25 protein-coding genes and 1 pseudogene are annotated in these 25132 nt (G+C 35.8%); 18 read left to right on the forward strand and 8 right to left on the reverse strand.

The features are described from left to right. The first annotated feature begins 11 nt into the window (after positions 1 to 11). Positions 12 to 260, forward strand: coding sequence for a stage VI sporulation protein F (locus tag AC3WSO_RS04670; RefSeq protein ID WP_079559578.1), 249 nt, complete (start codon positions 12 to 14; stop codon positions 258 to 260). A gap of 122 nt (positions 261 to 382) precedes the next feature. Here the strand turns inward: AC3WSO_RS04670 and AC3WSO_RS04675 are convergent, their stop codons facing one another. The 3 genes from AC3WSO_RS04675 to AC3WSO_RS04685 form a co-directional block, all read right to left on the reverse strand. Continuing rightward, on the reverse strand, positions 383 to 811 hold the full coding sequence (locus AC3WSO_RS04675; RefSeq protein ID WP_492529120.1) for a GNAT family N-acetyltransferase: 429 nt from the start codon (positions 809 to 811) through the stop codon (positions 383 to 385). Positions 812 to 814: 3 nt separating this feature from the next. Continuing rightward, positions 815 to 1330, reverse strand: a complete 516-nt coding sequence (locus tag AC3WSO_RS04680) for a YjcG family protein (RefSeq protein WP_492529122.1) — start codon at positions 1328 to 1330, stop codon at positions 815 to 817. Between the two features lie 81 nt (positions 1331 to 1411). Next, on the reverse strand, positions 1412 to 2131 hold the full coding sequence (locus AC3WSO_RS04685) for an alpha/beta hydrolase (protein WP_492529124.1): 720 nt from the start codon (positions 2129 to 2131) through the stop codon (positions 1412 to 1414). A 112-nt stretch (positions 2132 to 2243) separates the two neighbouring features. On the opposite strand from AC3WSO_RS04685, the gene AC3WSO_RS04690 reads away from it, so the two are divergent. Next, complete coding sequence (locus AC3WSO_RS04690) at positions 2244 to 2825, forward strand: phosphatidylglycerophosphatase A family protein (RefSeq protein WP_492529126.1); 582 nt, start codon at positions 2244 to 2246, stop codon at positions 2823 to 2825. An 88-nt stretch (positions 2826 to 2913) separates the two neighbouring features. On the opposite strand, the gene AC3WSO_RS04695 is transcribed toward AC3WSO_RS04690, so the two are convergent. From AC3WSO_RS04695 to AC3WSO_RS04705, 3 genes are read right to left on the reverse strand one after another with little or no spacing between them, the layout of a single operon-like run. Beyond that, on the reverse strand, positions 2914 to 4707 hold the full coding sequence (locus tag AC3WSO_RS04695; protein WP_492529128.1) for an ABC transporter substrate-binding protein: 1794 nt from the start codon (positions 4705 to 4707) through the stop codon (positions 2914 to 2916). A gap of 16 nt (positions 4708 to 4723) precedes the next feature. Then, positions 4724 to 6220 carry an ABC transporter permease gene (locus AC3WSO_RS04700; RefSeq protein ID WP_492529129.1) on the reverse strand — a complete coding sequence of 499 codons (1497 nt, stop codon included), beginning with the start codon at positions 6218 to 6220 and terminating at the stop codon, positions 4724 to 4726. Positions 6221 to 6234: 14 nt separating this feature from the next. Next, positions 6235 to 7665 (reverse strand): ABC transporter permease, encoded by a 1431-nt coding sequence (locus tag AC3WSO_RS04705; protein ID WP_492529131.1) that lies wholly within the window; start codon positions 7663 to 7665, stop codon positions 6235 to 6237. A gap of 220 nt (positions 7666 to 7885) precedes the next feature. Between AC3WSO_RS04705 and AC3WSO_RS04710 the strand changes: the two genes are divergently transcribed. From AC3WSO_RS04710 to AC3WSO_RS04730, 5 genes are all read left to right on the forward strand, one after another. Further along, the gene (locus AC3WSO_RS04710; RefSeq protein ID WP_492529133.1) at positions 7886 to 9625 is read left to right on the forward strand and encodes an ABC transporter ATP-binding protein; all 1740 of its coding nucleotides are present in this window, start codon (positions 7886 to 7888) and stop codon (positions 9623 to 9625) included. 112 nt (positions 9626 to 9737) lie between these two features. Continuing rightward, positions 9738 to 10355, forward strand: a complete 618-nt coding sequence (locus tag AC3WSO_RS04715) for a thermonuclease family protein (RefSeq protein WP_492529135.1) — start codon at positions 9738 to 9740, stop codon at positions 10353 to 10355. 374 nt (positions 10356 to 10729) lie between these two features. Next, on the forward strand, positions 10730 to 11005 hold the full coding sequence (locus tag AC3WSO_RS04720) for a hypothetical protein (RefSeq protein ID WP_492529137.1): 276 nt from the start codon (positions 10730 to 10732) through the stop codon (positions 11003 to 11005). Between the two features lie 88 nt (positions 11006 to 11093). Further along, positions 11094 to 11426 carry a hypothetical protein gene (locus AC3WSO_RS04725; RefSeq protein WP_492529139.1) on the forward strand — a complete coding sequence of 111 codons (333 nt, stop codon included), beginning with the start codon at positions 11094 to 11096 and terminating at the stop codon, positions 11424 to 11426. Between the two features lie 314 nt (positions 11427 to 11740). After that, positions 11741 to 12550, forward strand: a complete 810-nt coding sequence (locus tag AC3WSO_RS04730; protein WP_492529141.1) for a CPBP family intramembrane glutamic endopeptidase — start codon at positions 11741 to 11743, stop codon at positions 12548 to 12550. 277 nt (positions 12551 to 12827) lie between these two features. On the opposite strand, the gene AC3WSO_RS04735 is transcribed toward AC3WSO_RS04730, so the two are convergent. Continuing rightward, positions 12828 to 13700, reverse strand: a complete 873-nt coding sequence (locus AC3WSO_RS04735) for a glycine betaine ABC transporter substrate-binding protein (RefSeq protein WP_492529142.1) — start codon at positions 13698 to 13700, stop codon at positions 12828 to 12830. Positions 13701 to 13915: 215 nt separating this feature from the next. Here AC3WSO_RS04735 and AC3WSO_RS04740 point away from each other — a divergent pair, with 215 nt between their 5' ends. The 11 genes from AC3WSO_RS04740 to AC3WSO_RS04790 all read left to right on the forward strand — a co-directional run bounded on the left by AC3WSO_RS04740 (position 13916) and on the right by AC3WSO_RS04790 (position 24325). Then, positions 13916 to 14092, forward strand: a complete 177-nt coding sequence (locus AC3WSO_RS04740) for a hypothetical protein (protein WP_492529144.1) — start codon at positions 13916 to 13918, stop codon at positions 14090 to 14092. A gap of 169 nt (positions 14093 to 14261) precedes the next feature. Further along, positions 14262 to 14831, forward strand: a complete 570-nt coding sequence (locus AC3WSO_RS04745) for a manganese efflux pump (protein ID WP_492529146.1) — start codon at positions 14262 to 14264, stop codon at positions 14829 to 14831. Between the two features lie 278 nt (positions 14832 to 15109). Beyond that, positions 15110 to 15751, forward strand: a complete 642-nt coding sequence (gene isdC, locus AC3WSO_RS04750; RefSeq protein WP_492529148.1) for a heme uptake protein IsdC — start codon at positions 15110 to 15112, stop codon at positions 15749 to 15751. Next, complete coding sequence (locus AC3WSO_RS04755; protein WP_492529150.1) at positions 15751 to 17196, forward strand: NEAT domain-containing protein; 1446 nt, start codon at positions 15751 to 15753, stop codon at positions 17194 to 17196. Before isdC ends, AC3WSO_RS04755 begins: the two co-directional genes overlap by 1 nt. A gap of 81 nt (positions 17197 to 17277) precedes the next feature. Continuing rightward, positions 17278 to 18591 carry an NEAT domain-containing protein gene (locus tag AC3WSO_RS04760; RefSeq protein ID WP_492529152.1) on the forward strand — a complete coding sequence of 438 codons (1314 nt, stop codon included), beginning with the start codon at positions 17278 to 17280 and terminating at the stop codon, positions 18589 to 18591. Positions 18592 to 18606: 15 nt separating this feature from the next. Then, entirely contained in the window at positions 18607 to 19530 is a 924-nt protein-coding gene (gene isdE / locus AC3WSO_RS04765; protein ID WP_492529154.1) for a heme ABC transporter substrate-binding protein IsdE, read from the forward strand. A gap of 127 nt (positions 19531 to 19657) precedes the next feature. Further along, on the forward strand, positions 19658 to 20623 hold the full coding sequence (locus AC3WSO_RS04770; RefSeq protein WP_492529156.1) for a FecCD family ABC transporter permease: 966 nt from the start codon (positions 19658 to 19660) through the stop codon (positions 20621 to 20623). A gap of 6 nt (positions 20624 to 20629) precedes the next feature. Continuing rightward, entirely contained in the window at positions 20630 to 21400 is a 771-nt protein-coding gene (locus tag AC3WSO_RS04775) for an ABC transporter ATP-binding protein (RefSeq protein ID WP_492529158.1), read from the forward strand. 11 nt (positions 21401 to 21411) lie between these two features. Continuing rightward, positions 21412 to 22170, forward strand: coding sequence for a class B sortase (srtB, locus tag AC3WSO_RS04780; protein WP_492529160.1), 759 nt, complete (start codon positions 21412 to 21414; stop codon positions 22168 to 22170). A 335-nt stretch (positions 22171 to 22505) separates the two neighbouring features. After that, positions 22506 to 23033, forward strand: a complete 528-nt coding sequence (locus AC3WSO_RS04785) for a YceI family protein (protein ID WP_492529162.1) — start codon at positions 22506 to 22508, stop codon at positions 23031 to 23033. Positions 23034 to 23398: 365 nt separating this feature from the next. Next, positions 23399 to 24325, forward strand: a complete 927-nt coding sequence (locus AC3WSO_RS04790; RefSeq protein WP_492529164.1) for an NAD-dependent epimerase/dehydratase family protein — start codon at positions 23399 to 23401, stop codon at positions 24323 to 24325. 217 nt (positions 24326 to 24542) lie between these two features. Here AC3WSO_RS04790 and AC3WSO_RS04795 read toward each other — a convergent pair. Continuing rightward, positions 24543 to 25120 (reverse strand): annotated as a pseudogene (locus tag AC3WSO_RS04795) (DJ-1/PfpI family protein). Between the last annotated feature and the right edge of the window lie 12 nt (positions 25121 to 25132).

Below are 25132 nucleotides of genomic sequence, written 5' to 3' on the forward strand. Positions count from 1 at the left end.
GGAGGGGGAACATGAATCGCGGATTTTTTAATTCAATTGAACAAAAAACTGGGGTATCGATGGATGAAATCTTCGCATTAGCAAATGCAATTCAACATGCTGATTTTACAAGTGAAAAACAAGTAAGAAAAATCGTACGACGCGTAAGTAAGGTGTCCAATAGACAAATTACGCAAGAGCTTGAAGATAAGTTAGTCCAATCTATTATTCAAGATGGTGCTTCACTAGACTTCGATAAAATTACTAAGATGATGAAATAATTTGATATATTTAAAAGGTTGGTTAAATGGACTTTCATTTATAAATCAACCTTTAAAGCTTTGTAGAAAAATAAAAAAAGGTGTTACGATATGCCGTAGCATTATCGTAACACCGATTTGAATTAAATCGTTTTTTCCATAGCACGATGTGGGATACCAGCATCCATAAATTCGGGAGATGTTACCGCATAGCCAAGCTTTTCATAAAAAGGAATGGCATAACTTTGTGCGTGGAGTTTTAGCTTTTTCTTATTTATTGAAATAGCGTACTTTTCCATTTCCTTCATAATTAAAGCACCTAGTTTTTTGCCTCGCTGATCTTGTAAAATACAGACACGTTCAATTTTTGCAGCATCGTCCATGATATTGCGTAAACGTGCAGCACCTACAGGGGCATTGTCTTCGTACATAATAAAATGCGTTGCGGATGCATCCTCGGCATCACATTCTAAATGCAGCGGCACACCTTGCTCTTCAACAAAAACCTGTTTGCGAACTGCGAAAGCATCCTCGTGCTCTTTTGCTGTTTCCACAATCTTAACGTTGTACAAGGATTACTCAGCTCCTGACAATCGGAATGTTTCATATGTTGTCCACGAGCCATCTTCCAATTGGTATAAAAGATGAATACGATCAATTGTATCTTTTTCGTCTACGCCTGTCATACGTAATTGCCCAAAGATGTCATCATGCTCGGAATCCGTCATTTTTTGAGCAATCGTGATATGCGGTACAAATACGTGTTTTGACTCACCAAAAGATACTTTTTCTTCAAGTGCTTGGTGGAATGCCGTTAATTGTTCAGTTGGTTCAATGCGGAAATAAATCGCATTTGTTGTTGGGAAAAATGAACTTATGCGTGATGCATGAATGTTTAAAGGTGCATAGTTGGCAACAAGTTCATCTAATTGCTTTATAATAGATTGAATATCATCTTCTGTCGCATCAAAACTGTCCTTTAATGTTATATGCGGAGTAATTTTCGCATAATGAGGATCGTATCGTTTGCGATACGTATTCGCTAAATCTTGCAATTTTTTTGATGGAAATGCCACAATACCGTACTTCATAGGCCATTACCTCCCGAAAGTAAACAATTTTTTATTTAAGTATAACAGAAATTTCCGATTTCGTAATTTGATTCGTCTATATTAATTGAAATTTTCAATTAATGCGCGACGTAGATCAGGTTTCCAATATTTCCATGTATGATTGCCATTGAATTCTTCATAGAATATAGAAAATCCTTTGTCTAACATGAGATTATGAAGCTGACGATTTGGTGTTAAAAAATCTTTAATGGTTTTATCCATTGTAACAACTTTATCTTCTTCTTTTCCAACAATATGGTAAATAGAAATTGCGCCTGGATCTTTAAAATTCTCTACAGCTTGCAAAACATCTTCATCAACATACGGTGATTGTAAAATAACCTTGCCGAAAATACTTGGATATTTTAATGCGGCCATTAAGGAAGCGGTAGCAGCCATTGAGTCACCAATAACTCCACGACCCATTCCCATTTGATAGGTTGCATATTCAGCGTCTAAATAGGGCACAAGCTCATGTGCTAAAAAACGAAGATATGCTTCATGTTGCTCCCCACTTGGAATATATTTAAGACGTCGATCCTTTATGTCCTTATAAGGAACGAATGCAATGATTAAATTTTCGATTTCATAGTCATCGATAAGTTCATCAGCAAGTTTTGTAATACCTCCAAGTTGGAAATAATCTTTGCCGTCTGATGCAATTAAAATATTATATTTATATAGTGGAGAATAATTTGCAGGAACATAAATATAGAGCAATAATTCCTCCTGTAAAGCTTCACTATAGAACTTTAAATCTTGTACAGTTCCCTTATCCAATGATGACACTCCTTCTCATGTTTGTATCGAAATTGTACCATATAGCTAAAGTAAAGGTATAATAGGTTGGGCTAGCACTATTCTAGCAATCAAATCGAAGTGAGGGATAGTTATGCATGATAAAAGTACTCGCATACACTCGGATGAAGTAGCGAAGGCAGCTCAAGCTGCACTCATTCGTCGTGGTGTATCACTAGAGGATATTGCTAAAATCGTTTATGAAATGCAAAAATCCTATAATGAAGGTTTAACATTAGACCACTGTGTTCATTCTGTTGAGCGTGTATTACGTAAGCGTGAAGTTCAACATGCTTTATTAGTAGGAATTGAATTAGATGAACTTGCAGAGAAAAAGTTATTGTCGGCACCGTTACAGCAAATTATCGAATCCGATGAAGGTTTATTTGGTGTGGATGAAACAATCGCACTTGGATCTGTTTTTACATACGGTAGCATAGCGGTAACAACCTTTGGTCACTTAGATAAGCAAAAAATCGGTATTATTAAGAAGTTGGACACAGAACCTGGGCATCATGTAAATACGTTTTTAGATGATTTGGTTGGCAGTATCGCTGCTTCTGCCGCATCACGTATTGCCCATCGTATGCGTGATTTGGAGGAAGAGGGCGAGACATTTGCAGATATTGAACCCGAAGATCTAGGACCAAAACCAAAATCACATCATGAGATTTAATAGAGTATTAATAAAGATAACAGAGCCTCCTCGATAATATGAGGAGGCTCTACCTATTTAATGTTTATAAATTATTTTGTATACCATTTTAATCGTTATAGGCTTTTAAATATTCTTTTACCTTTTTACTGTCTGCTTCAAGCTTTAACCCAGTATTAATGAGTGGTGAAACAGTGGATACAGCAGGTTTTTTATTGCCTTGATAGTAGCTAATAAATTCATCTTGATTAATAGAGTAAAGAATCGCTTTACGTAGGTCTACTGATTCCGAAACAGGGCGACCAGATGTATTCATTTGTAGGTATGATACAGCATTACTATCAGCAGTATTTAACGTTAGTTTCGTATCAGATTTTACAATGTCTAGTTTTGTTTCTGGTACTGACTGAAGAACATGAATCTCACCATTACGTAATGCTGATAATGCACTATCGTTATCAGCGATAAAACGAACATTAATTTTTGCGATCTTCGGTTCATATTCACTACCTACACGGTAAGCAGGATTTTTCACAAATTGTGCTTCATAATCATTTTTCTTTATAAGAATGTAAGGTCCACTAGCGTATAGATGGTTGTTATATGTTGCTGTGCCTTCCGTCACTGTAGCTTGATCACCATAGGCAATATCCTTGTCTGGATTATAGGCTGCTACATCATATGTGTTAATGCTTGTTACTTGTTTTTCAGAAACGATACCACCAGATTGGTGTGCTAAATAATTTAACACTTGTGGGAATGGTGTTGGTGTTGTAATTTTAACAACTTGGTATGCTCCTGCTGCATTATTCACTGTCCCTTTATCTTTTGCTAATTGCGTTACAGAAGCAGGGAGGTTTGGGGATAATGCATCTAATACAGACTGATCTGAGCCTGCAACTTTTTTCTTTTGTAATTCAGCTAAGTCAGAAACGATTTCGACTGTTTCGATATTTTCATGAAGACTATATGTGCGATGGTCTGGAACTGACTTTGAATCTTTTGCACGATTTAATGAGAATACAACGTCTTCTGCTGAAACCAATTCACCTGTATCAACGGCAGCACCATCTTTTACAGCAGCGAAGTTAAGATCATCACGTAAAATGAAATAATATTCTTGGTTCCCTTCAGCAATAGCATGATTATAAGATAATGAACCATCAGAAACGACTTCATCTGTATCTGTCAAGTTTACAAGTCGTACATACATATTTGTATTTAATGTATTAATAGAACCGTCATTCCCTTTAATAGGATCAAGAGATGTTAACGAATCTATTGTTTGATGTAAAATCAACGGTTCAGTTGCATTTTTGGATGGATCATTGAATTCGATATTTTCCCATACTTGCGCACGAGATTTTGGTAGATGTACAGTTTTTGGGTTTACTAATTCAGAGTATATGCCTTGATATTTATTTGAAATATATAAAGGCGCAATATAAGCTTGATCGAATACTAAAAGCTGTTCTAATTCTTTATATTTTGCAGCGGCTTCATCACCTGTCAACGTACTCGCTTCCTCGATGAGAGCATCTAAACTTGAATCAGATACAATACTATAGTCACCGCCTGTTTTAAATAAACCACGAACAGCATAATCAGGGTTTCCTGTAACTGTTGTCCAGCTAGAAAGAGCTAAATCATAATTGCCAGCATCTTTTTGTGCTGAAAATGAACCATAATCAGGTTGAATATTTAGTTTAACTTCAAAGCCATTTTTAACTAGTTGATCACGAACAATATTCATATCTTCCTCAGAATCGGCCATCCCTAATATTTCAACTGTCTTTTTACCTTTTTCTTTTGAATCTTTACTACCTTCTACTTCAGTTTTTGTCTGTACACAGCCTGCTAATGCTAAGACGGCAATGAATAAGAATACAAGTAATCTTTTCATGTAAGAACCTCCATAATTAATTTGATTTTGGATCGAAAGCATCTCGTAACCCATCTCCTAAGAAGTTAAAGGAGAGAACAAGAAGCATAATACAAAGACCTGGGAAAATAGCGACATAGGAATGTGTTTCCAGGTACGTACTACCGACTTTTAGAATATTGCCCCATTCAGGAATGTGTGGCTCAATGCCGAGTCCTAAAAAACTTAAACTACTTGTTGAAATTACAGCACCACCAATAGTTAATGTTGCTTTGACAATCATCGGTGCTAACGAGTTAGGAACAATATGTTTAAAAATGATTGCAGCATCAGATGCTCCTAACGCTCTGGCTGATTCTACGAATTCGAGATTAGAGAGCTGCATTACATTAGCGCGCATAGTACGAGCATAAGTTGGAATGGCTCCAACACTTAGTGCGATGATTAAATTCATAGTATTGGCACCAAACGCTGCGATAATAGCAATAGCTAGTAGAATTCCAGGAATGGCATATAAAATATCAAGACTTCGCATGATTATATTGTCAGTTGCTTTCCCGTAATAACCGGAAAATGCTCCAAGGGCTCCGCCGATTAATGCAGGTATGATTGTTGAGAAAAATCCGACAATAAGCGATATTTGTGCACCGAAAACAATGCGAGAAAATAAGTCACGCCCGTAATTATCGGTCCCTAGCGGGTATTCTAACGAAGGAGTTTGTAACAATGCCCCATAGTTATTTTCAATAGCGAAGTCATAGTCAAATGTCCAAGAGCTTGTAACGGACAAAGAAAACATAAGCACTATGAAAAATAATCCGAAGACGGCCATCGTATTGCGTAAAATCTTTTCCAAAATTCTCTGCCATTTTTCAATTGTAGAGGGATTCGCCTTTCGAGCTTTTTGAATAAGGCTATACCCTAGCAATGTTGCAAATAGATTGCCAGTCAATGAGGCAATGAGCAGCAAAATGCCAAGTAAGAGCATCCATTTTGGCGCAGCCTCGGAAGTCACAAATTTTGAACATAGTATTAACATCACGATATAAAAGATTGCAAGGAGTAAGAAAAGACCCATTGCAAGTAAATAAGTATCTGTGACGTACGGTTTAAATAAGTTCAGTGCTGAAATACCGATAATAAAAAGCTGAGTGATCAATGCATAAGCAGCAAAAGTATATTCAGCTGTCTTACTTTTTGAAATAAGTAAAAAAGCAAAAGATGTAGAGAAAATATTACCTGAAACGATTGTCAATAACAGTGGATAACCAAGTAATCGAGTGCTTTTTCGTATGTCACTATAGCTTGCTAAATCCTGTTTAATGCGTAAAGTCAGGAAACCGACATAAGCTGTGGTTATTGCATAAATGACAAAAAAGATTAGGACGATTGGTCGCCAATTTTGAGTAGAAAAATTATAGCTATAAGCTAGAAACAATAAAGAAAACAGCAAGGAAAAGACAAGTGTAAAATGTGAATTGACATATTCCTGTGTTATCTTCAAAAGTAGTTTGACATGTAAGCTGTTTTTCACGGGTGATCCCCCCTTTAAGACTTCTTCATTTTCGAGCGAATGCGTGGATCGAAAAAGGCATACATAATATCGATGAATAAATTTACGATCGAAATTGTAATAGCAATATAGACGACCCCACCGAGGATAGCGGGAATGTCCGGAATAAACTGCTTATCAACAATATAGCTACCGATACCACTAATATTGAAAACTTTTTCTGTAACAGATGCCCCACCTAACATTCCACCAAAAAGAAGTCCAATCACTGTAATAATAGGAATCATGGCATTGCGAATAGCATGCTTTGAAATCACTTTAAATTCATTCAAGCCTTTAGCTCTCGCTGTAATAATGTAATCCTCATGTATCACCTCAAGCATACTGGATCTGGTCATACGCGCAATGGAAGCCGTAATGGATGTTCCTAAGACGATAATTGGCATTATTAAAGAAAGCCAGTTTTGAGGATTATATGTAGCTGGGAACCATTGCAGCTTTAATGCAAACGTTAAAATAAATAGTAAACCTTGCCAAAAGCTTGGAATGGATAATCCAATCAAGGCAATGAACATAAATGTATAATCCAAATATGAATTTGGACGAACAGCGGAAATAATGCCAACCGGAATTGCAATAGCGATAGCCATTAATAGTGATAGGATGGCTATTTCAAGTGTGACAGGAAACTTGTTTACAATGCTATGTGTAATAGTTTCTTTCCCTGCAAAGGAAGTACCTAAATCAAATGTGAAGAGACCAGATAATGCATTCCATAATTGAGATAAATACGGCTGATCCAAGCCATGAATATGATTAAAGTTAGCAATTTGCTCAGGCGTTGCCGCAACACCAAGTAAGTTTCTCGCTGGATCGAATGGCGATAAATATAAAATTGTAAACACCATTGTTGCGACACCTACAATAACAATGAAACTTTGTAGTATTCGTTCAATGATAAATTGTAGAAATGGATTCGCACATAATAGGAGGACTACATAAAATAAAACAGCTGGTAAAAAAGTAAGAGCAACGAAGTTTTTATTTTTAAGTTGCTGACTAAAAAATTGTAAATAGGATGGATCGTCTAAACCATCCTTCAGTAAATCTTGCTCTACTAACTGCTGTATTTTTGATTCTGCTAATTTCGAAGCAGTTTCCTGTAATTGTTTTTCTGACACAAATTCATGAAAGAACTTAGCTTTGGCTAATTCTTGCTCAGCAAATTTAAATTGCCATTGTGCGAACAAACCCTTTTCTTTGTAGTACTGACTTCGTAGCTCAAAAGCTTGGCGGTATTGATGTGAATGTTTTCTTTTCCAATAAGATAAGTATGTAAATGGATGTACTAAAATACTTAAAAGAAAGAGTAGTACATTGTAAGACTTATGGTGCATGAGCTTTTGATAAACTGAAAAAAAGAATACATGTTCCTTAGTTGTAGAATGATCTTTTGAAATAATCATGCATTTCCTCCAGACGTAAATAAAATAATAGATTCCAAAGTGTGGACAAAACAACATCAACACATGCGTAGTAGCCGACTCATTTTTGTAAGGCCCTATTGAACAGATTGCAGGATGAAAGATTCAGCATTATTATATTGTATAATTCCTATCAGTATTGTAAAGTATGGATTATACAAATAATTAAGTCAATCACAAAATTTACAAAAGGATGGATTGAATGAGTGAAAAGCTTCTAGAAATAAGCGATCTTCGTGTATCTTTTATTACGGGAGAAACAGAATTTGAAGCCGTTAAAGGCGTTAACTTTCATTTAAATAAAGGTGAAACACTCGGAATTGTAGGAGAGTCAGGTAGTGGGAAAAGTGTAACGGCTCGTTCAATTATGCGTCTATTACCATCACCACCTTCATTTCTAAAGTCAGGAAATATTTTATTTAAAGGACAAGAGATTACTTCATTGAGCGAAAAACAAATGGAGACGATCCGAGGACAAGATATTAGTATGATTTTTCAAGATCCAATGACATCTACAAATCCAACTATTCGTATTGGAGATCAAGTAGCTGAAAGTTTAATAAAGCATCAGTCAATGTCCAAAGCTGAGGCTTTTAAGCAAACAATAGAGTTATTAAAGCTTGTAGGTATTCGACATGCAGAAGAACGATATAAACAATATCCGCATGAGTTTTCAGGAGGAATGCGCCAACGTGTTATGATTGCCATGGCACTTGCCTGTCAACCATCTTTACTAATTGCAGATGAACCGACTACAGCCCTTGATGTAACTATTCAAGCGCAAATCCTAAAATTAATGCGAGACATGCAAAAAAAGATGGGCACCTCAATCATATTAATTACGCATGATTTAGGTGTTGTTGCTGGCATGTGCGATCGAATTATTGTTATGAAGGAAGGGGAGATTGTTGAGCAAGGTACAACGGAGGAAATCTTTGAAAATGCTCAACATCCTTATACTAAAAAACTATTGAATGCTTTACCAAAGCTCCATGAGAAAAAGCAGCCTAAACAAATTACGAATGTACAGCTTGAAATAGATAAAAATAAACCATTAATAGAAGTGACTCATCTTTCAAAGGAGTTCGCATTAGGGCATGGTCAAACGGTAAAGGCCGTCAACGATTTATCATTCCATATATACCCAGGAGAGACCTTAGGTTTAGTAGGTGAATCGGGCTCAGGAAAATCTACGACAGGTCGAACGATTTTACAGCTTCATCAGCCTACGAATGGAGAAGTTTTATATCAAGGTGTACCAATTACAAGACTAACGAAAAAGCAGCTTAAAGCCATGCGGCGTCATATGCAAATTATTTTCCAAGATCCATATTCCTCGTTGAATCCTCGAAAAAAAATAGTAGATATTATTGGGGAAGCTCTAGATATTCATAAACTCGTTAAAACGAATGAAGAGCGTCATCAGCGTGTGGAGGAATTACTTGAACTTGTAGGTTTAAACAAAGAACATGCGATGCGGTATCCGCATGAATTTTCAGGTGGACAACGCCAACGTATTGGCATCGCAAGAGCTTTAGCAGTGGAGCCAAATTTTATCGTTTGTGATGAACCACTTTCAGCCCTTGATGTTTCTATTCAAAAGCAGATTGTAGACTTGTTAAAGGATTTACAGCAGCGCCTAGGATTGACATACTTATTTATTGCTCATGATTTATCTATGGTTAAACATATTAGCGATCGTGTAGCAGTCATGTATGGAGGGAAGATTGTAGAACTTGCAGAAAGTGAGGAGCTGTACACCAATCCACAGCATCCGTATACACAAGCTCTATTACACTCAATACCAATTCCAGATCCTGCGATAGAAAAGAAAAAATATATGGATACCGAACATATAGACAAACAAACGCATTATGAGACAGAAAATAGTCAGCTTGTGGAAGTTTCTCCAAACCATTGGGTTGCTGTTGCAACTACATAGCTTGAATGTAGTAGCCTGATATTTTACAATAGAATCATCGTGAAACTTTTAAGGATTCTTTTAGAAGCTTCCTTAAAATGTAATAAAGATGAAGTTGTGAGGGAACTACTACATGAAAATGCAAGATATAAAAACGTTAATTACGAGTGGTACAATCATTCTTGCTGTTGTATTGTATATGATTTTTGGCAGATCACCAGCCAAAGAGAAGGATACAACATCAACTAACCAAGATAGTACTATTTCTATTGAACAGGTTGAAGAAAAAACGGGAAATAAACGCTTTGATGTAGATTATATTAAAGCATATGATGGTGATACGATTCAGACGACAATTAATGGCAAGAAACAAAAAATTCGCCTATTGATGGTAGATACACCAGAGATGAATTATAACAAAGGTGAAGCACAGCCTTATGCTGAAGAGGCAAGGGACTATACGATTAAATTGCTACAAAACGCCAAAAAGATTGAAGCGGTTTACGATGTTGGACCAGAAACAGATCATTATGATCGTTTATTAGCCTATGTCTTTATTGATGATGTAATGCTACAGGAATCCTTACTAAAAGAAGGGCTTGCAGCAGTGCGCTTTATTCATAAACCAAACAATACGTTTGAGGATGAATTTAGAGAAGTCCAGCAAGATGCGGAAAAAGAAAAATTAAATATTTGGTCACGTGAAAATTACTTCCAAAAAGATGGCTTTCATCCAGAAGTATTAAAATAAACGTTATCAAACAAGGGGACTGTCCAAAAAGGCAAGAAAAAATGCCTTGAGGACAGTCCTTTTTTATTCAAAACAAGTAGCTGTACATAAAATGTAGCTTATGAGTCTGTCAAAAAGCTTTTATAACCCAACGGAAATGTTAGATATTAACAACTAAACATTACCATTAAATAGTGAGTGTAAACAGTGATAATATATTGGATGTCTTTGGGGATATATCAAAAATTTATATTTACTCAGTAAATATCTCGGCTATGTAATGGGGTTGGAATAGTGCTTGCTTGATGTCGCGTGGATTGTGTTGGTGATTTTTACTTTTATTGTGAGTTGAAAAATAGAGAAGATGATATCAAAAAATGAGGGAGCATATCAAGATGATAGATGACTTACTATCAGACCTACTATCAGGATTAGTGCCTATAGGAAATACTGCACTAAATACTAAGAAAATTGATAAAAACATAAATTATTTATTAAAAGACAATTGGTTTAAAGAACTATATGAAAATGAAAAGTATAGACGGTTACTATATACGAATAGAAAAGTTAGAGGTTATTTAGAGAGTAAAAGAAGAGTAGACAAACTATTAGTAGATGATAAAAAAAGAAAAGAATTGAAAGAAATAATGGAGAGTCAATTAAAATATTAGAGAAGCGAACATGGAATGTAACTGTAAACCTAACAATATTAAATCAGGGAGATGAATTTGAGGATATTTTAAAAAAAGTTTTTAAATAGTGGGTGAAATGAAAATGAAAAAAGCATTTAAACGATATAATAGGTTACTATGGAAGATTGAGTTTTTAAGTTTGTTTCGCTTTAAACAGAATGCAATAGAACTATTATCAAAACATTTAAATCAATATGAATATCCAATAGAAATAGAAGCAAGTGGATTAGTTCGATTAGGTCATTTATATGCAGATTTAAAAGATTTTGAACAAGCTGCAGCAATGTATCATAAAGCATATCTTTTAGGTCAGGAGTTGGAATTTCGATATAATTCCACTGAAAAAAAGATCTTAAGTATCTTTCAAAAGGCAGATCGTCACGATTTATATGCATACTGATATGAAGATTTTTTGAATAGAAGTAAATATGATAAGAGATTTAAAAAATTACAAAAAAATGAAATAATGCTTTTAAAAAGAAAATACAGTGAAAATTCGACTTTTTGAGTTTTGTGAATTAGAGAAACATGAGATTTGTGATTTAACAATCTCATGTTTTTTCATTTCAATAATAATTTAGCTTGCAAAATACATATATTTTTGTATATATTGTATATAAAGTATATACACAACATTTCTGGCGCGGAATTTTCAGACACACTTTAAGCATTGTAAATAAATCAACTAAAATGTTCTTAGGGGGAAATTAATATATGAAATGGATACTGTATGTACTCGCAGGCTGGTCAACGTTAGTCACTGGTTTGTTCCTAGCTTCTCTTTCCAGTAATCATTTGATTCAGGGTCTTGTGATGAGTGGATTGGTTATTCCTATTATTTTGTATTTATATCAGCATGTATATCGACTGACTGGAGTTAAACCAAAGGCGCCGGTATATTCTTGGAAAAGGCTACATCATTTTATTTCAGGAGTTATCTTGGCGATTGCACTGGCTTCATTGGGCTTCTTCATAGGCAATTTTCAAGGGTGGATAGACTTTGAAAAATGGCATTCCTCCGAACTGTGGTTTATTGCTCTAACTTTGAATATTTTATTTGCTTTTTTTTATGAAGCTTTACCAGAGGAACTTGGATTGCGAGGTATGTTATATGATGTCTTACGCTATCGATTCACCGCTTGGTTATCCGTACTACTTCAAACCTTACTTTTTGTAGCATTCACTATAGCAGTTGGTCAGATTCAAGTGCTTTTTGGACTTGCTCCAGGCGTATCCATTAACGTCTTTTATATCATATTAATTTTTTGTTTCGGAATATGTTTACAGTTGCTCCGTCTATGGACAGGAAGTCTCTGGACATCAATTGGTTTTCACCTCGCCTACTTAGAAATCATGAGGTTTGCAGTTGCTCCACATCTAAAAGGCGTACCTCCAATCATAACTTACCACGAATCAGTGCCTGGAATCGGCACCTTAATCTCTATTTGTATGATGATTATTGGGGGCATTCTTGTATCACTCATTATATTAGGTGTGAAGTTTTTTATAAGGAAAAGTATATGATTTGAGCTGAATCGCTTTCATAAAACATGTGCTTCATGCCCAACATTTCACACAATTGCGATATAAAACAAAAAAAGTCGTTTCCATATCGTACTGGAAATCGACTTTTTTAGGTAAAATCTGCAAAGGAAATGGGTTTTGACGTTTGACCTAATTCTAAAGATAGAATCTTTACGTTCCAATTATCATCAACTAAAATGCAGAAGGTAATGTTGTTTTTAACGCTATTCTTCATATGTAAATTCACTAGACGAGTTTATAAAACTTGCCATTTGTACTAGTTTACATCTTTTGTCCATTCTGAAACTTTATCTTCATTGTCTTTGATCCATTTTTTTGCTGCCTCTTTAGGATCATCGCCTTTCATAATATCAAACATAACACGTTCAATATCTTCTGGAGTCCAGTGGAAGTTTTTTAGAACACTATACGCTCCCGGATCATCTTCTTTCAATCCGTTACGTGCAAATGTACCAATATATTCTTCAGTTCCGTATATACCTTTAGGATCGTCCAAATATTTTAAATCAAATGCGTTAAACTTCCAGTGTGGAGACCAACCGGTCACGATGATTTCTTCATTATTCGCAATCGCTTGAGTAAGAGCTGCTGTCATTGCGCCTGCAGATGAGGTAACTAAATTCCAGCCTTCTAGGTTTTTATATTCTTTATAAGCATTTTCTGTAGTTGCTGTCATATTTGCTCCTGGATCAATGCCCGTGATCGTTTTACCAGCTTCATCTGTTAAATCTTCGATAGAATTTACGTCCATATAACTTGGGACAACTAAGCCAATTTTTGCACCTGCTAGGTTTTCACCCAAGTCGTCTATTTTATCCTTGTACTTCTTAACTTGTGGGGCATGTGTTTGTGGTAGCCAAGCTGATACCATGCCATCGACCTCTCCTTTAGCAAGAGCCTCCCACATAATTCCGTTATCCAGTGGTGTTAGTGTTACATCATATCCTAAATTTTCTAGAACTTGACCTACTACGTTTGTAGAGGCAATTTCAGTATCCCATTCAACATAGGCTAAGTTCACTTCATTTTTGTCTTTATTTTTCGTATTTTCACCTTCTGAGCTACAAGCAGATAATATTAACATGACTGCTAAAGCCAATCCTATCTTCAATAATTTACTGAATCGCATAAGATCTCCCTTTCTTTATTATAGGATGATATGTATCTAAAAATTAACAAGTAACAACTTAAAGTTATCAAAAGGTTGTTACTTTTGTCAAATTGGCTTCAAAAGGATGATATATCAAGTATGCATAGGGATAATTGTAGCTGTAGCTTTGCTTTCGCTACAGATAAACAATAATTACTGAAGTGACAACATTTGTTGGAACGATGAAGTTCTCTATGCTAGAAATACAAAAAGCGATTGAAAATGTATCTACTATCGCGATAGAGTCATCAGATCATTCAAATAGTATTTCAGAAACATTACTAGCTATACAGCATGTAGCAGAATCATCTGTTCAAACTGCAAGTATCGCTGAAAAAATTTCTCAACAATTAAATAATTTCAAGCTATAGAGTAGTAAATAGTATCCGCGTGGTAAGACGTTGAATAAGTTAATTTAAGTCTCCCGCGGGTAATCCCGTTCCCTCCGTAAGCAAATCCTTTCAAAGTATGAATGAACAAAATTTTTTTCCTTTCATATCATATGTGAGAATGAATTTTACATTATTGAGGAGGAAAGGAATGCATTGGATAGCCATCATTCTTATTGGAATAGCTGCCAACTTAGATAATTTAGGAATTGGTCTCGCTTATGGTATTAAGCGAGTGAAAATACCCGTATTATCCAATGCGGTTATTGCCCTTATTTCAATGATCGTCACATACGTTGCAGTTACAGCTGGGAGCGTAGTTATTGATTATGTCTCTCCAGATTTCGCAAATTTAATAGGAAGTCTTTTGCTTTGTGTTATTGGGATATGGACTTTATTATCTAGTCGCTTTTCTAAACAAGGAATATTAGAAAACCCTGAAGTATTTGATGAGGATAAAAATTATATCATTTCATTTCGAGAAGCAATGACGCTCGGCTTTGTCTTATCGGCTAACTGTTTAGCCGGCGGAATAGCCCTTGGAGCCAATGGTATTTCTGCAATATGGACAGTAATTTCTATCGGTTTCTTTTCGTTCATAACAGTAGGTGCGGGTGTTCACTTTGGCGGTTTACTGACAAAGACATTCATAGGAAAACACTCAACCGCAATTTCGGGGTGTTTACTAATTCTTATAGGAATCATTGAAATAATTTCTTGAATATACTAGATTTCTAGTTGAGATTAATGAATAGAAAGAGTGCTTTTCTATTAAAAATAGGAAATATCACATATTTTTCATGTGATATTTTCTTTTTTTAAGGTAATTTTGACGTATTGTGGACAAGTTTGGATTTGAGGTTGACATTCACTGGTATTAACACGTATTCTTGGTAATAGAGATTCAATTGAGAATGATTTTCATTCTGTGGAGTGCTTTCAATCATGTATTTATGGAATTGAATTTTTTTATTATTTTTTAGAGGAGGCGTACAACACATGAAGAAATTAATGATGTTCGTTATGCTTGTAACTTTGTTTGTATGTAACTTTGCGTTACCGCAAGCGTCTGCCCAACTAGCTGACGGCACACATTCGATACAATATCAGGTCAATAAACCTGAAAGTAACTCTGTATCCATTGCGAATGATTATTTTCTAAAACCAGCAAAGGTCACATTGAAAAATGGAACAGCTACTGTACAAATTACATTGAAAAATAGTGCATGGATTACAAAGTTCCAACCACCAGGTGGAGCAACTGTAGTAAGTGAAGATAAAGCAGCTGATACTCGTACCGTACAATTTACAGTGAAAGATTTAAAGAAACCAGTTGTAACTGCTATGAAAATTGATATTGACGATATTAATTATCATCACGAATACAGCGTTTCACTAGTATTTGATGCGGCATCTGCAGGAAGCGCAACAGTAGCAAAAGCATATGAAACGAAAACGACTGATGCTTCAACGAAAGCATCTGATTCGAAAACGGCTAATGCTTCAACAAATTCTTCTGAAAGTCATGTGCCAAATCCACAAACAAGCGATGCAACACCATATGTATTGATCGTTGCATTAGTTGGATCAGCATTTTTACTTTATAGAAAAAAACTACAAACAAAAACGGAGGGTCAATAATGGCTAAAAAACGTCAATCACGAGCAACAAAAATAGTACTAGCTTCATTATTAGCAGCATCACTTTCAGTACCATCATTTGCATCTGCAAAGGTAGCTGAAGTAACGACTACAAATACTGAAGTAAAAGTAGAAGCTACTAAATCTGAGAATACTGGTACTATTGTAGATTTCCAAACTTTTAAGCCTGGAACAACAGAACCACAACCTGCAATTAGTTCTCATCTTGTAACACAAGGTACAATCGTTGAAAAGGATGGGAAATTTGAGGCGAAATTAACGGTAGCAGCAAAATCTGCCCCAATGATCGCAGGTTTACAAACAAAGCAAGGTGATAAGTTTGTAGATGCTACTGAAGTGAAAAATGCAGATGGAACAATTACATATAGTTTCCCGGTTGTAGCTGGAGAAGTATTATCAGCGAAAATCCACGTTGTCGTAGCTTCGGCTAATATGGACAAGTGGTATGATTTTGATTTAAAAGCAGTAGAAAATGGTAAATCTGAAGAGGTTAAAGAAGAAGTTAAAGTAGATGAAGTGGCTGTCACTGTTTACAAAAACGGTACTTCTGAAGAATCGATTATGAAGCAATACATTAAATCAAAAGTAGACGTATCAGTAGTAAATGATAAAAATATAGTTACTATGACGTTCCCTCAAGGTCAATATGTTAAAGGATTTAAAGTAGAGGGAAAAGAAGCAACTTTAGTAAGTGAAGACGATGCAACAAATACAAGTAAGTACTCATTTGAAGTGGCAGACTTAAAGAAACTTGTGAATGCACAGTTGCATATTGTTGTAAATGAGCCAGACAAAGGCGTGAACTATGATTCGAACCACCAAGTTCAATTTAGTTTTGCTGTGGAAGGCGCAGTGAGACCAGTGGTGAATCCATTTAAGGATATTAGTAATGATGCTAATAAAGATGCAATTCTAGCATTATATAGCAAGGGAATTGTTAAGGGTCATGATTTCTTTAAACCAAATGACAATATAACACGCTCTCAATTTGCGTTAATGATTGCTCGTTCATTAAATGTATCTTCAACAAAAGATGCTGGATTTAAAGATACAGCGAAACTTGATGCAGAACGTGTACAAGCAATTAATGCTTTAGCTGAAGCGGGAATTGTTATGAAAGCTGAGAACTTTAAACCAAATGACACACTTACTCGTCAACAAGCTGCAGTGATGATTTACCGAACAGTAACGCATGTTTCAGGAAAAGAAATGAACTATGGTGATTCAAGTTTGCCTTATTATGCTGATGGTGCAACTGTTAAAAGTGAAGAAGCAAGAAAAGCATTTGCATTTTTATATGCAGGTAAAATCATGAATGGATCTGTCGATGCTAAAGGTAAAACTGTTATTAATGCAAGTAGTCCATTAAAACGCACACATATGGCAAAAATATTAAATGGCTCATTACAATACATGAATAAATAATACGGTTACAGCAACTTCCTTTCTCACTTAATCGAGGAAGGAAGTTACTGTGTTCTTAAAGAATTTGGAGGAATTTACACAGTGATTAACAATAGAAAAATATTTCGAGTATTCGTGTTGAGTACTATTTTGCTGATGTTTCTCCCTCCATTTGTATGGCTTCAGGTAGAAGCTGAAGAATCTGTATTAGAAAATGGGAGCTATCAAGTTGAACTAAGTTTTTCATCTCTAGATGGAGGGAAAGACGATGTTTTTAGTGAATTGGCGACAATTGATGTGAAGAACGGTCAATATAGCTTGAATTTAACTATAAATCAAGCATTGAGTATAAGAGATATACATATCGAACAGCTGGAAAATGAGCTTTCGTCAAACGTTCAGACTGAAAATTTAGTTCAATTTGATGTCAAGGATTTACATCAGCCTATTAACATTAAAGGCAAGATGGCACTTTCATCATCTGAGGAATATTTTCCCTTTTCTCAGGATATTCAATTACAATTAACAACCCTTTTAATAATTGTGCCTAAGGATGAGGAAGTTATTCCGGAAAACGAAGTCATAGAATCTCCTTCAGACGAAATCTATGATAAGGAATGGTCAATGAATTACGTATTATTAGTAGATGGAAAAAACGAACAATCCATTATGAATACATATGTAAATCCTGTTGCAAAAATAAAAGAAAAAAACGGCAAATATTATGCCCACATGACAATTTTAAAATCTAATTGGATAACAGGATTGACTGTAGATCAACAAGGAAACCAAATGGAACCAAAGCTTATTTCACTTGTAGACAATACTAGAGTTGTTGAATTTGAAATTAGTAATTTTGAAAAGCCAATACGAATGTGGGTTAAAGTTGATATACCTGATATCTCTTATCACCATCAATATTTCGTAAATCTAAAGTTCAATCAACAGCAAGTAGCAAAGTTGTTAAATAAGCCTTCTACAAAAGAACCATCTAAGCAAGTAGCGAGTGAAAAGCCATCTGTTAATGTTAAAGAGGAAGTGAAAAAGGCACCTGTTATTGTTAAAGAGAGAGTGAAAAAGGTACCAGTGGTAACACAACATGAAACTGCGGTCAAACAGCCTCAGACGTCACGGCCACTGCCATCATTTCAGCCTACATTAACTGTGCCTAAGGAGGAGCGATTAGCATTTGATCGTACGCTTGATGCGCCTATTGAGGATGAAGAAGACGACAAGAAAGCTGATGTTAAAGAAGAAACTTCAAAAAAAATAACGAAGGATTCTAAAATCGATCAGCAGCTTGCTCGGCTGAACATTGTAAAGATAGTATTGCTAGTAGTAACTTGTCTTTTATCGGGCTTATTGCTCGTTCGCCGTTTTAAAAATTCAAGAAAAGATGTGACGGAACAGAAATAAGTGGGAGATGACTTTATGCGAAAGAATTGGAAATGTTGGTTGCACATGATGGCGCTTATGATATTACTTTTGGCAGTCGCTGGCTGTAGTGATGGAAATAAGCAACAAAAGTCAGAGACACCTAAGGAAAAAGCACAAACATCAGCTGAAACAACTGATGAGAATGAACTTCGTATTATTGCAGGAACGGTCGTTATTGCAGATATTCTAGATAAGCTTGAGTTGGACGCTATAGCAGTGCCTGAAACAGAAAAAACATTAGCAAAACGCTTCGATGAACTGCCTACTATCGGTAACGCAATGGAGCCAGATATGGAGATTGTTAAATCATTAAATCCAACTGATGTGTTATCAGTTTCAACGTTGGAGTATGATTTACAAGATAAATTCGAGCAGTTAAAAATACCGGTACATTTTTTAAATTTTCAAAGTGTTGATGCAATGCTCTCCGAGATTAAAGCACTTGGTGAACGCTATAATCGTATAGAACAAGCTGAGAAGTTAGTGAATGGATTACAAAAAAATATTGATGCTGTCCAAACAGTTGCTGAGAACAAAGAGGGACCTCGTGTATTAATTTTACTTGGCATTCCGGGTAGTTATTTAGTTGCAACTGAAAACTCCTATGCAGGAGACCTTGTGAAACGTGCGGGCGGTATTAATGTGATGGAGGGGCAGGACGCTGAATACTTGTCTTCGAATACTGAGTACTTGCATAGCAGTAATCCTGATATTATTTTACGTCTATCACACGGTATGCCAGATGAAGTAGTAAAAATGTTTGATGAGGAATTTAAAACGAATGATATATGGAAGCATTTTGACGCAGTAAAAAACGGCAAAGTTTATGATTTAGAGGAAGAATTGTTCGGTACTACAGCTTCATTACAAGTGCCACAAGCTTTAGGACAGCTAATGGAAATTTTCTATCGTAAATAGAAACTAGAAATGTCGCTCGTATCGCAAGTATAGCCTTGTTATAGAGCGCTTTTCTTATAATATTTTAAGCAAAGTTGTAGATGTACATATAACATGACGGAATTTGAAAAGAAAAGGGAAGTCCGGTATGACAAAAAAAATTGTAAGCTTTTCAATTGTAATTGTATTATTACTTGTCTCAGCAGTTTATGCAGCAACAACAGGTAGCATTAAAATGGGCTTTTTTGAATTTATAGGTGCATTATTTGATGAAGGAAATAGTCAAATGGAGGCTATCCGGGATTTGCGATTTCCACGAATCATTGTTGCGTTGTTTGCTGGTGCAGCACTTTCGGTTTCAGGGGTTCTATTACAATCAGTGATGCGTAACCCGTTAGCGGATGCAGGCGTTATTGGGATATCTTCAGGAGCGGCATTTGTCCAGCTCTTTATTATTTCCTTCTTTCCAGCACTATTTTTTATGACACCTGTATTAGCATTTATGGGTGGGGCATTTGCCTGTGCACTCGTCTTTGCGTTGTCATGGAAGTCAGGTTTAAGTCCGTTGAAGCTTATTTTAGTCGGAATTGCTATTAATGCAATGTTCACAGGGTTAACAGAGACTTTCATTAGTTTAGGTGGCTCATTGAATACTTCAGCTTCCAGCGTTATAGGGTCAAACTTAACGATGCGTACGTGGAAGGACGTATCAACAATTGTTACTTATGGTACTGTCGGATTAATAGCTGCCTTTGCGTTATATAGTTGGTGTAATCTCCTAGTATTACAAGACAAAACAGCAAAAAGTCTAGGCTTTCATGTAGCTCGTGCTCGTTTAATAATAGCTGCTGTCGCGGTACTATTATCAGCTGTTTCCGTTGTCGTTGCAGGAGTTATCTCGTTCGTCGGTCTGTTAGTGCCACATATTTCTCGTCGTTTAGTTGGACATGATCATAAGGTGCTTATACCTTTTACAGCATTAGCTGGAGCTTTATTAATATTAGTGGCAGATACGATTGGTCGCACCATGGCTGCACCACTTGAAATACCAGCTTCAACCATTATGGCGATTATCGGTGGACCATTCTTAATATTCCTATTACGAAAAGAGTGAGGAAACATGGAAATACAAGATATTATCGTATCACATGATAATACTCGAAATCATTTAGATGGTGTATCGACGACAATTCAAAAAGGTAAAATCACAACGATTATCGGTCCAAACGGCTGTGGAAAATCAACATTATTAAGTGTTATGTCCCGCAATAATATACCGATATCTGGGAATGCATCGTTAGAAAACAAAGATTTGGTGCACTATAAGGCAAAAGAGTTTGCAAAAAAACTCGCGATTGTTTATCAGCAAAATGATGTGCCAAAAGATTTAACAATAGAAAAATTAGTGAGTTTTGGACGTTTACCATATCGTACAATGTTAAAAAGAAATGAAGAGGAAGATGCCAAAGCTATTGAATGGGCACTTGCTTGCACGAACTTACTAGAAAAAAGAGATAACGATTTAGAGGCTTTATCAGGTGGGGAACGTCAGCGAGTGTGGATCGCTATGGCTTTAGCACAGCAATCTGAAATTTTATGTTTGGATGAGCCGACAACATATTTAGATATTTATTATCAAATAGAGTTATTGGAGCTTGTAAAGGCGTTAAATGAGGAACATGGCTTAACAATCGTTATGGTGCTTCACGATATAAATCAGGCGATTCGCTATAGCGATCAAATCATTCTGATGAAAGCTGGACAAATAATAGCTGAGGGAGCACCACGTAACGTCATTACAAGGGAAGTTATTAAAGAAGTCTATGGTGTTGAAGCCATTTTCAATGAGGATGAGCAGCATGGATTTTACATGGTTCCTCTTGGAATATAACTGGTGATACGATGAAAAAATGGACATCTAAGTTTTTAACATGTATATATTTAGCTATATTCTTATACTCAGGCTTTGCATTAGCCAAGTACTTATACACGTACTATGAGACTTCAAAATCACTGGAAGAAGCACAAACGATTTATCAATCAACATTGGCTTCTCTAGAAGATGAAGTGGAGGAAAGCTCATCAACGCCATTTACAATCCGTCCACAATTCAATGATTTACTATCGGTAAATAAAAATATTGTTGGTTGGATTTCTGCAGATGGGACAAAGCTCAATAATCCTATCCTACAAGCTGAAAATAATGATTTTTATTTAGATCATAATTTTAAAGATCGAGAAAGTCGTGCAGGCAGTGTATTTATGGACTATCGTAATAATGTGCAGGATATAAACCAAAATACTATTTTGTACGGCCATGCCATGAAGAATAGTACGATGTTTGGGAGTCTTAAAAGTTACTTAAAACAGCAATATGCAAACGAACATCCTGTCATTTATTTAGACACTCTGTATGAAGGCTATGATGTCGAAGTGTTTGCTGCTTATGAAACGACAATTGATTTTTATTACATTGAAACAGAATTTACGAACAATGATGCTTTCCTGAAATTTATAGACGAAATTCAAACACGCTCTGCAATCGAAATGAATGTAGAGATTGGACCAGAAGACAAAATTCTTACGCTATCCACTTGTAAGGATTCTGTCATGAGTGACGACCATCGTTTTGTCGTTCAAGGTAAATTAGTGAAACGCTGAGATAAGGAGCTTCCCATTTCATTGGGAGGATTCTTTTTTATTTATAGAAAATAGGTCTGCATAAAATTTCCGAGCTGGAGAAATCACTAAGGTAATACAAAGAACCGCTAAGGTAGAAAAAAATTTATAAATAATAACTTGACGTAATTTAATTATTAATATATAGTAGGTTACATAAAGTAATTGATTACTTTTCGTAACTAATATGTACGAAAGAAGTAACTACAAATGTTTATCCCTTATATTTTGGAGACATAATTAATGTAGTTGCTTCATATTTTAACATATATCTCGAAATCGAGATAAAATAATTTATTTTATTGGAGGAATTTAAAATGGCAAAATGGAATATTGATTTAGGACACTCAGCAATTAACTTTCAAGTAAAGCACATGATGGTATCAAAAGTAAAAGGTGTATTCGATACTTATTCAGCAACTATTGAAGCAGCAGATCTTGCAGATTTAACTACAGCAGACATTAGCTTTACAATTGATGCAGCTAGCATTAACACACGTAGTGAAGATCGTGATAATCACTTAAAAGCAGCTGATTTCTTCGATGCTGAAAAATATCCAGCAATTACATTTAAATCAACAAATATTGCAAAAAAATCAGGTGATGAATATGCGATTACAGGTGATTTAACAATTAAAGACGTAACGAAACCAGTAACATTTAATACTGAATTTAATGGTAAAGGTACAAATCCATGGGGCCAAGAAGTTTATGGCTTTGAATCTACAACATCAATCAATCGTGAAGAATTTGGCTTAACTTGGAATGCTGCTTTAGAAACTGGCGGTGTTCTAGTTGGTAAAGACATCAAAATTACAGTTGAACTGGAAGTAAACCCAGCTTAACTTCTTTCACAAATAGAGGAACTCAGTCTAAAAACGCCACGTCCTGTGGCAACGACTGAGTGACCAACATCATGTTGGTGCTGACGCTACGCTAGCACTGCGCTTTCGCGCAGAAAACATTTGTTGGCCCAAAGCCTCTAGCGGATGTCACACAATCGGAAAGGAATTCTTTGTGCTAGCACAAAGTCGATTCCGGACGCAATAATGCCTAGGTAGAATTGATTTCTGTAAAAAGTGCTCGATACATATCGAGCACTTTTTTTTATCTAGAATCCCGTCCAAAAAATAACACGATAAATAAGCTACTTGCATAATTTTAGGAATTACTGCATATAAAACATCATATAGTTTTTGGGGGCGATGGGATGAATGTATTAGTGACAGGTGGATATGGTTTTATTGGTAGTGCAGTCGCAAGGCGTTTTTTTGAAGAAGGTGCAAATGTTTGTATTATTGATAATTTAAGTACAGGCCATTTACGTAATGTCGACTTTGAGCATAAATCTTATCTTTTGAATGTAGAAGATGAAGTTTGTGAGCATCTCTTTAGAGAAACATCATTTGATGTGGTCATCCATTGTGCAGCGCAAACGAGTGTCCAAAAATCGATACAAGAGCCAGTAAAGGATGTTTTATCGAATATCGTAGGGCTTAGTCAGATGCTCTTTTTATCGTCAAAATATAAGGTAAAGCATTTCGTTTTCGCCTCGTCAGCAGCTGTTTATGGAGATAGTCACTATCCTCCAATAGAAGAAACAGATGTTAGTGAACCGATTTCGATGTATGGATTAAACAAAAGTATTGGTGAGTCATACTGCGAAAAATGGCAAAAAGATTACCGTTTACCAACATTAATTTATAGATTTGCTAATGTATTCGGTCCAGGACAACGTATGCAGGGCGAAGCAGCGGTTATTCCTTGTATGCTAAAAAGCAGTATAGAAGGAAAGCCCTTTACAATTTATGGTGATGGAGAGCAAACAAGAGATTTCATATATGTAGAGGACATTGCGGATGCTATTTATGCCGGTGTACAGGCTAGATTACAAGGCATTTATAATGTATCAACGAATGAGGCATGGTCGATTCATCAAGTCATTTTATTATTGCAGCATTTAAATCATCCTTTAGAAATTCAATATGCTCCTGCAAGAGAGGGAGATATTGAGCATTCGTTTTTAAATAATGAAAAGTTAGCAAAAGCAATAGGGTGGAGGCCAAAAATTTCGTTTGCGGAAGGTATAGAGCGTACATTGCTAGCATTACAAAATGAAAAAATAGTGGAGATTTAACTTCTTTCAGCAATATTATTTTCTGTACCGAAAGCGTAGCGACAAGTACAGAAGTCTCCTACCTCTATAGGTGGTGGATGAGTGCGGTTTTAAGTCGCTTTTCAGCGGGTGTCCAAACATCTACAGGCCTAAGAACAAAGACGATTCCAATTATATAGAGGCATAATTGATTTTAACAACGCCAAGGAGACAAGGAACCTTGGCGTTGAATTTTTATTTACATAACGGAATCTTTATTTGAAATTTCTTGAAGTGCTTTTTTCATCTTTTCGACTAATGGTGCAGGCGCTTTTTTTATAGAACCTGCATCGAATGGTAGCTGTGGATCATATTCCAAAATTAATTGGGCACCTTTGCTTATATCTTCTCCAAATTCCCAAGCTACCAATTGAAGTGCCATATCAATACCTGAAGATACACCTGCAGATGTTACGATTTTTTCATGGCGGACAACTCTTTCATCTGTTGGAATAGCGCCTAGTGATTGTAGAAGATTAAAGGAACCCCAATGACATGTTGCTACAACTCCCTTTAATAAGCCTGCTGCGCTTAAAATCAAAGAACCGTTGCAGAATGAAGTAGTCCATTTTGTAGTGTTATTAATTTTACGAATCCAATTTAACGTTTCTTCGTATACATAGGATATTTGTAGTTAGGAGGGCTACAGCCAGGAACGACTAGAATATCAGCGGAGGTAATTTCAGAAAAGCTATAATCGGCGTGCAAATAACCCATTTTTGAGTCAAGTTTGATAATTCCTTTTTGTTTAGCGGCAAATACTTCGTATGGACCAATTACATTTTAGTG

The sequence above is a fragment of the Lysinibacillus sp. EB106-09-02-XG168 genome (assembly GCF_058791475.1).

Excerpts from the sequence above, each read along its gene's own strand:
- AC3WSO_RS04670 (WP_079559578.1), top strand. The coding sequence starts at position 12 with ATGAATCGCGGATTTTTTAATTCAATTGAACAAAAAACTGGGGTATCG.
- AC3WSO_RS04680 (WP_492529122.1), bottom strand. The coding sequence starts at position 1,330 with ATGAAGTACGGTATTGTGGCATTTCCATCAAAAAAATTGCAAGATTTA.
- AC3WSO_RS04690 (WP_492529126.1), top strand. The coding sequence starts at position 2,244 with ATGCATGATAAAAGTACTCGCATACACTCGGATGAAGTAGCGAAGGCA.
- AC3WSO_RS04695 (WP_492529128.1), bottom strand. The coding sequence starts at position 4,707 with ATGAAAAGATTACTTGTATTCTTATTCATTGCCGTCTTAGCATTAGCA.
- AC3WSO_RS04705 (WP_492529131.1), bottom strand. The coding sequence starts at position 7,665 with ATGATTATTTCAAAAGATCATTCTACAACTAAGGAACATGTATTCTTT.
- AC3WSO_RS04710 (WP_492529133.1), top strand. The coding sequence starts at position 7,886 with ATGAGTGAAAAGCTTCTAGAAATAAGCGATCTTCGTGTATCTTTTATT.
- AC3WSO_RS04715 (WP_492529135.1), top strand. The coding sequence starts at position 9,738 with ATGAAAATGCAAGATATAAAAACGTTAATTACGAGTGGTACAATCATT.
- AC3WSO_RS04720 (WP_492529137.1), top strand. The coding sequence starts at position 10,730 with ATGATAGATGACTTACTATCAGACCTACTATCAGGATTAGTGCCTATA.
- AC3WSO_RS04730 (WP_492529141.1), top strand. The coding sequence starts at position 11,741 with ATGAAATGGATACTGTATGTACTCGCAGGCTGGTCAACGTTAGTCACT.
- AC3WSO_RS04735 (WP_492529142.1), bottom strand. The coding sequence starts at position 13,700 with ATGCGATTCAGTAAATTATTGAAGATAGGATTGGCTTTAGCAGTCATG.
- AC3WSO_RS04740 (WP_492529144.1), top strand. The coding sequence starts at position 13,916 with ATGCTAGAAATACAAAAAGCGATTGAAAATGTATCTACTATCGCGATA.
- AC3WSO_RS04745 (WP_492529146.1), top strand. The coding sequence starts at position 14,262 with ATGCATTGGATAGCCATCATTCTTATTGGAATAGCTGCCAACTTAGAT.
- isdC (WP_492529148.1), top strand. The coding sequence starts at position 15,110 with ATGAAGAAATTAATGATGTTCGTTATGCTTGTAACTTTGTTTGTATGT.
- AC3WSO_RS04755 (WP_492529150.1), top strand. The coding sequence starts at position 15,751 with ATGGCTAAAAAACGTCAATCACGAGCAACAAAAATAGTACTAGCTTCA.
- isdE (WP_492529154.1), top strand. The coding sequence starts at position 18,607 with ATGCGAAAGAATTGGAAATGTTGGTTGCACATGATGGCGCTTATGATA.
- AC3WSO_RS04770 (WP_492529156.1), top strand. The coding sequence starts at position 19,658 with ATGACAAAAAAAATTGTAAGCTTTTCAATTGTAATTGTATTATTACTT.
- AC3WSO_RS04775 (WP_492529158.1), top strand. The coding sequence starts at position 20,630 with ATGGAAATACAAGATATTATCGTATCACATGATAATACTCGAAATCAT.
- srtB (WP_492529160.1), top strand. The coding sequence starts at position 21,412 with ATGAAAAAATGGACATCTAAGTTTTTAACATGTATATATTTAGCTATA.
- AC3WSO_RS04785 (WP_492529162.1), top strand. The coding sequence starts at position 22,506 with ATGGCAAAATGGAATATTGATTTAGGACACTCAGCAATTAACTTTCAA.
- AC3WSO_RS04790 (WP_492529164.1), top strand. The coding sequence starts at position 23,399 with ATGAATGTATTAGTGACAGGTGGATATGGTTTTATTGGTAGTGCAGTC.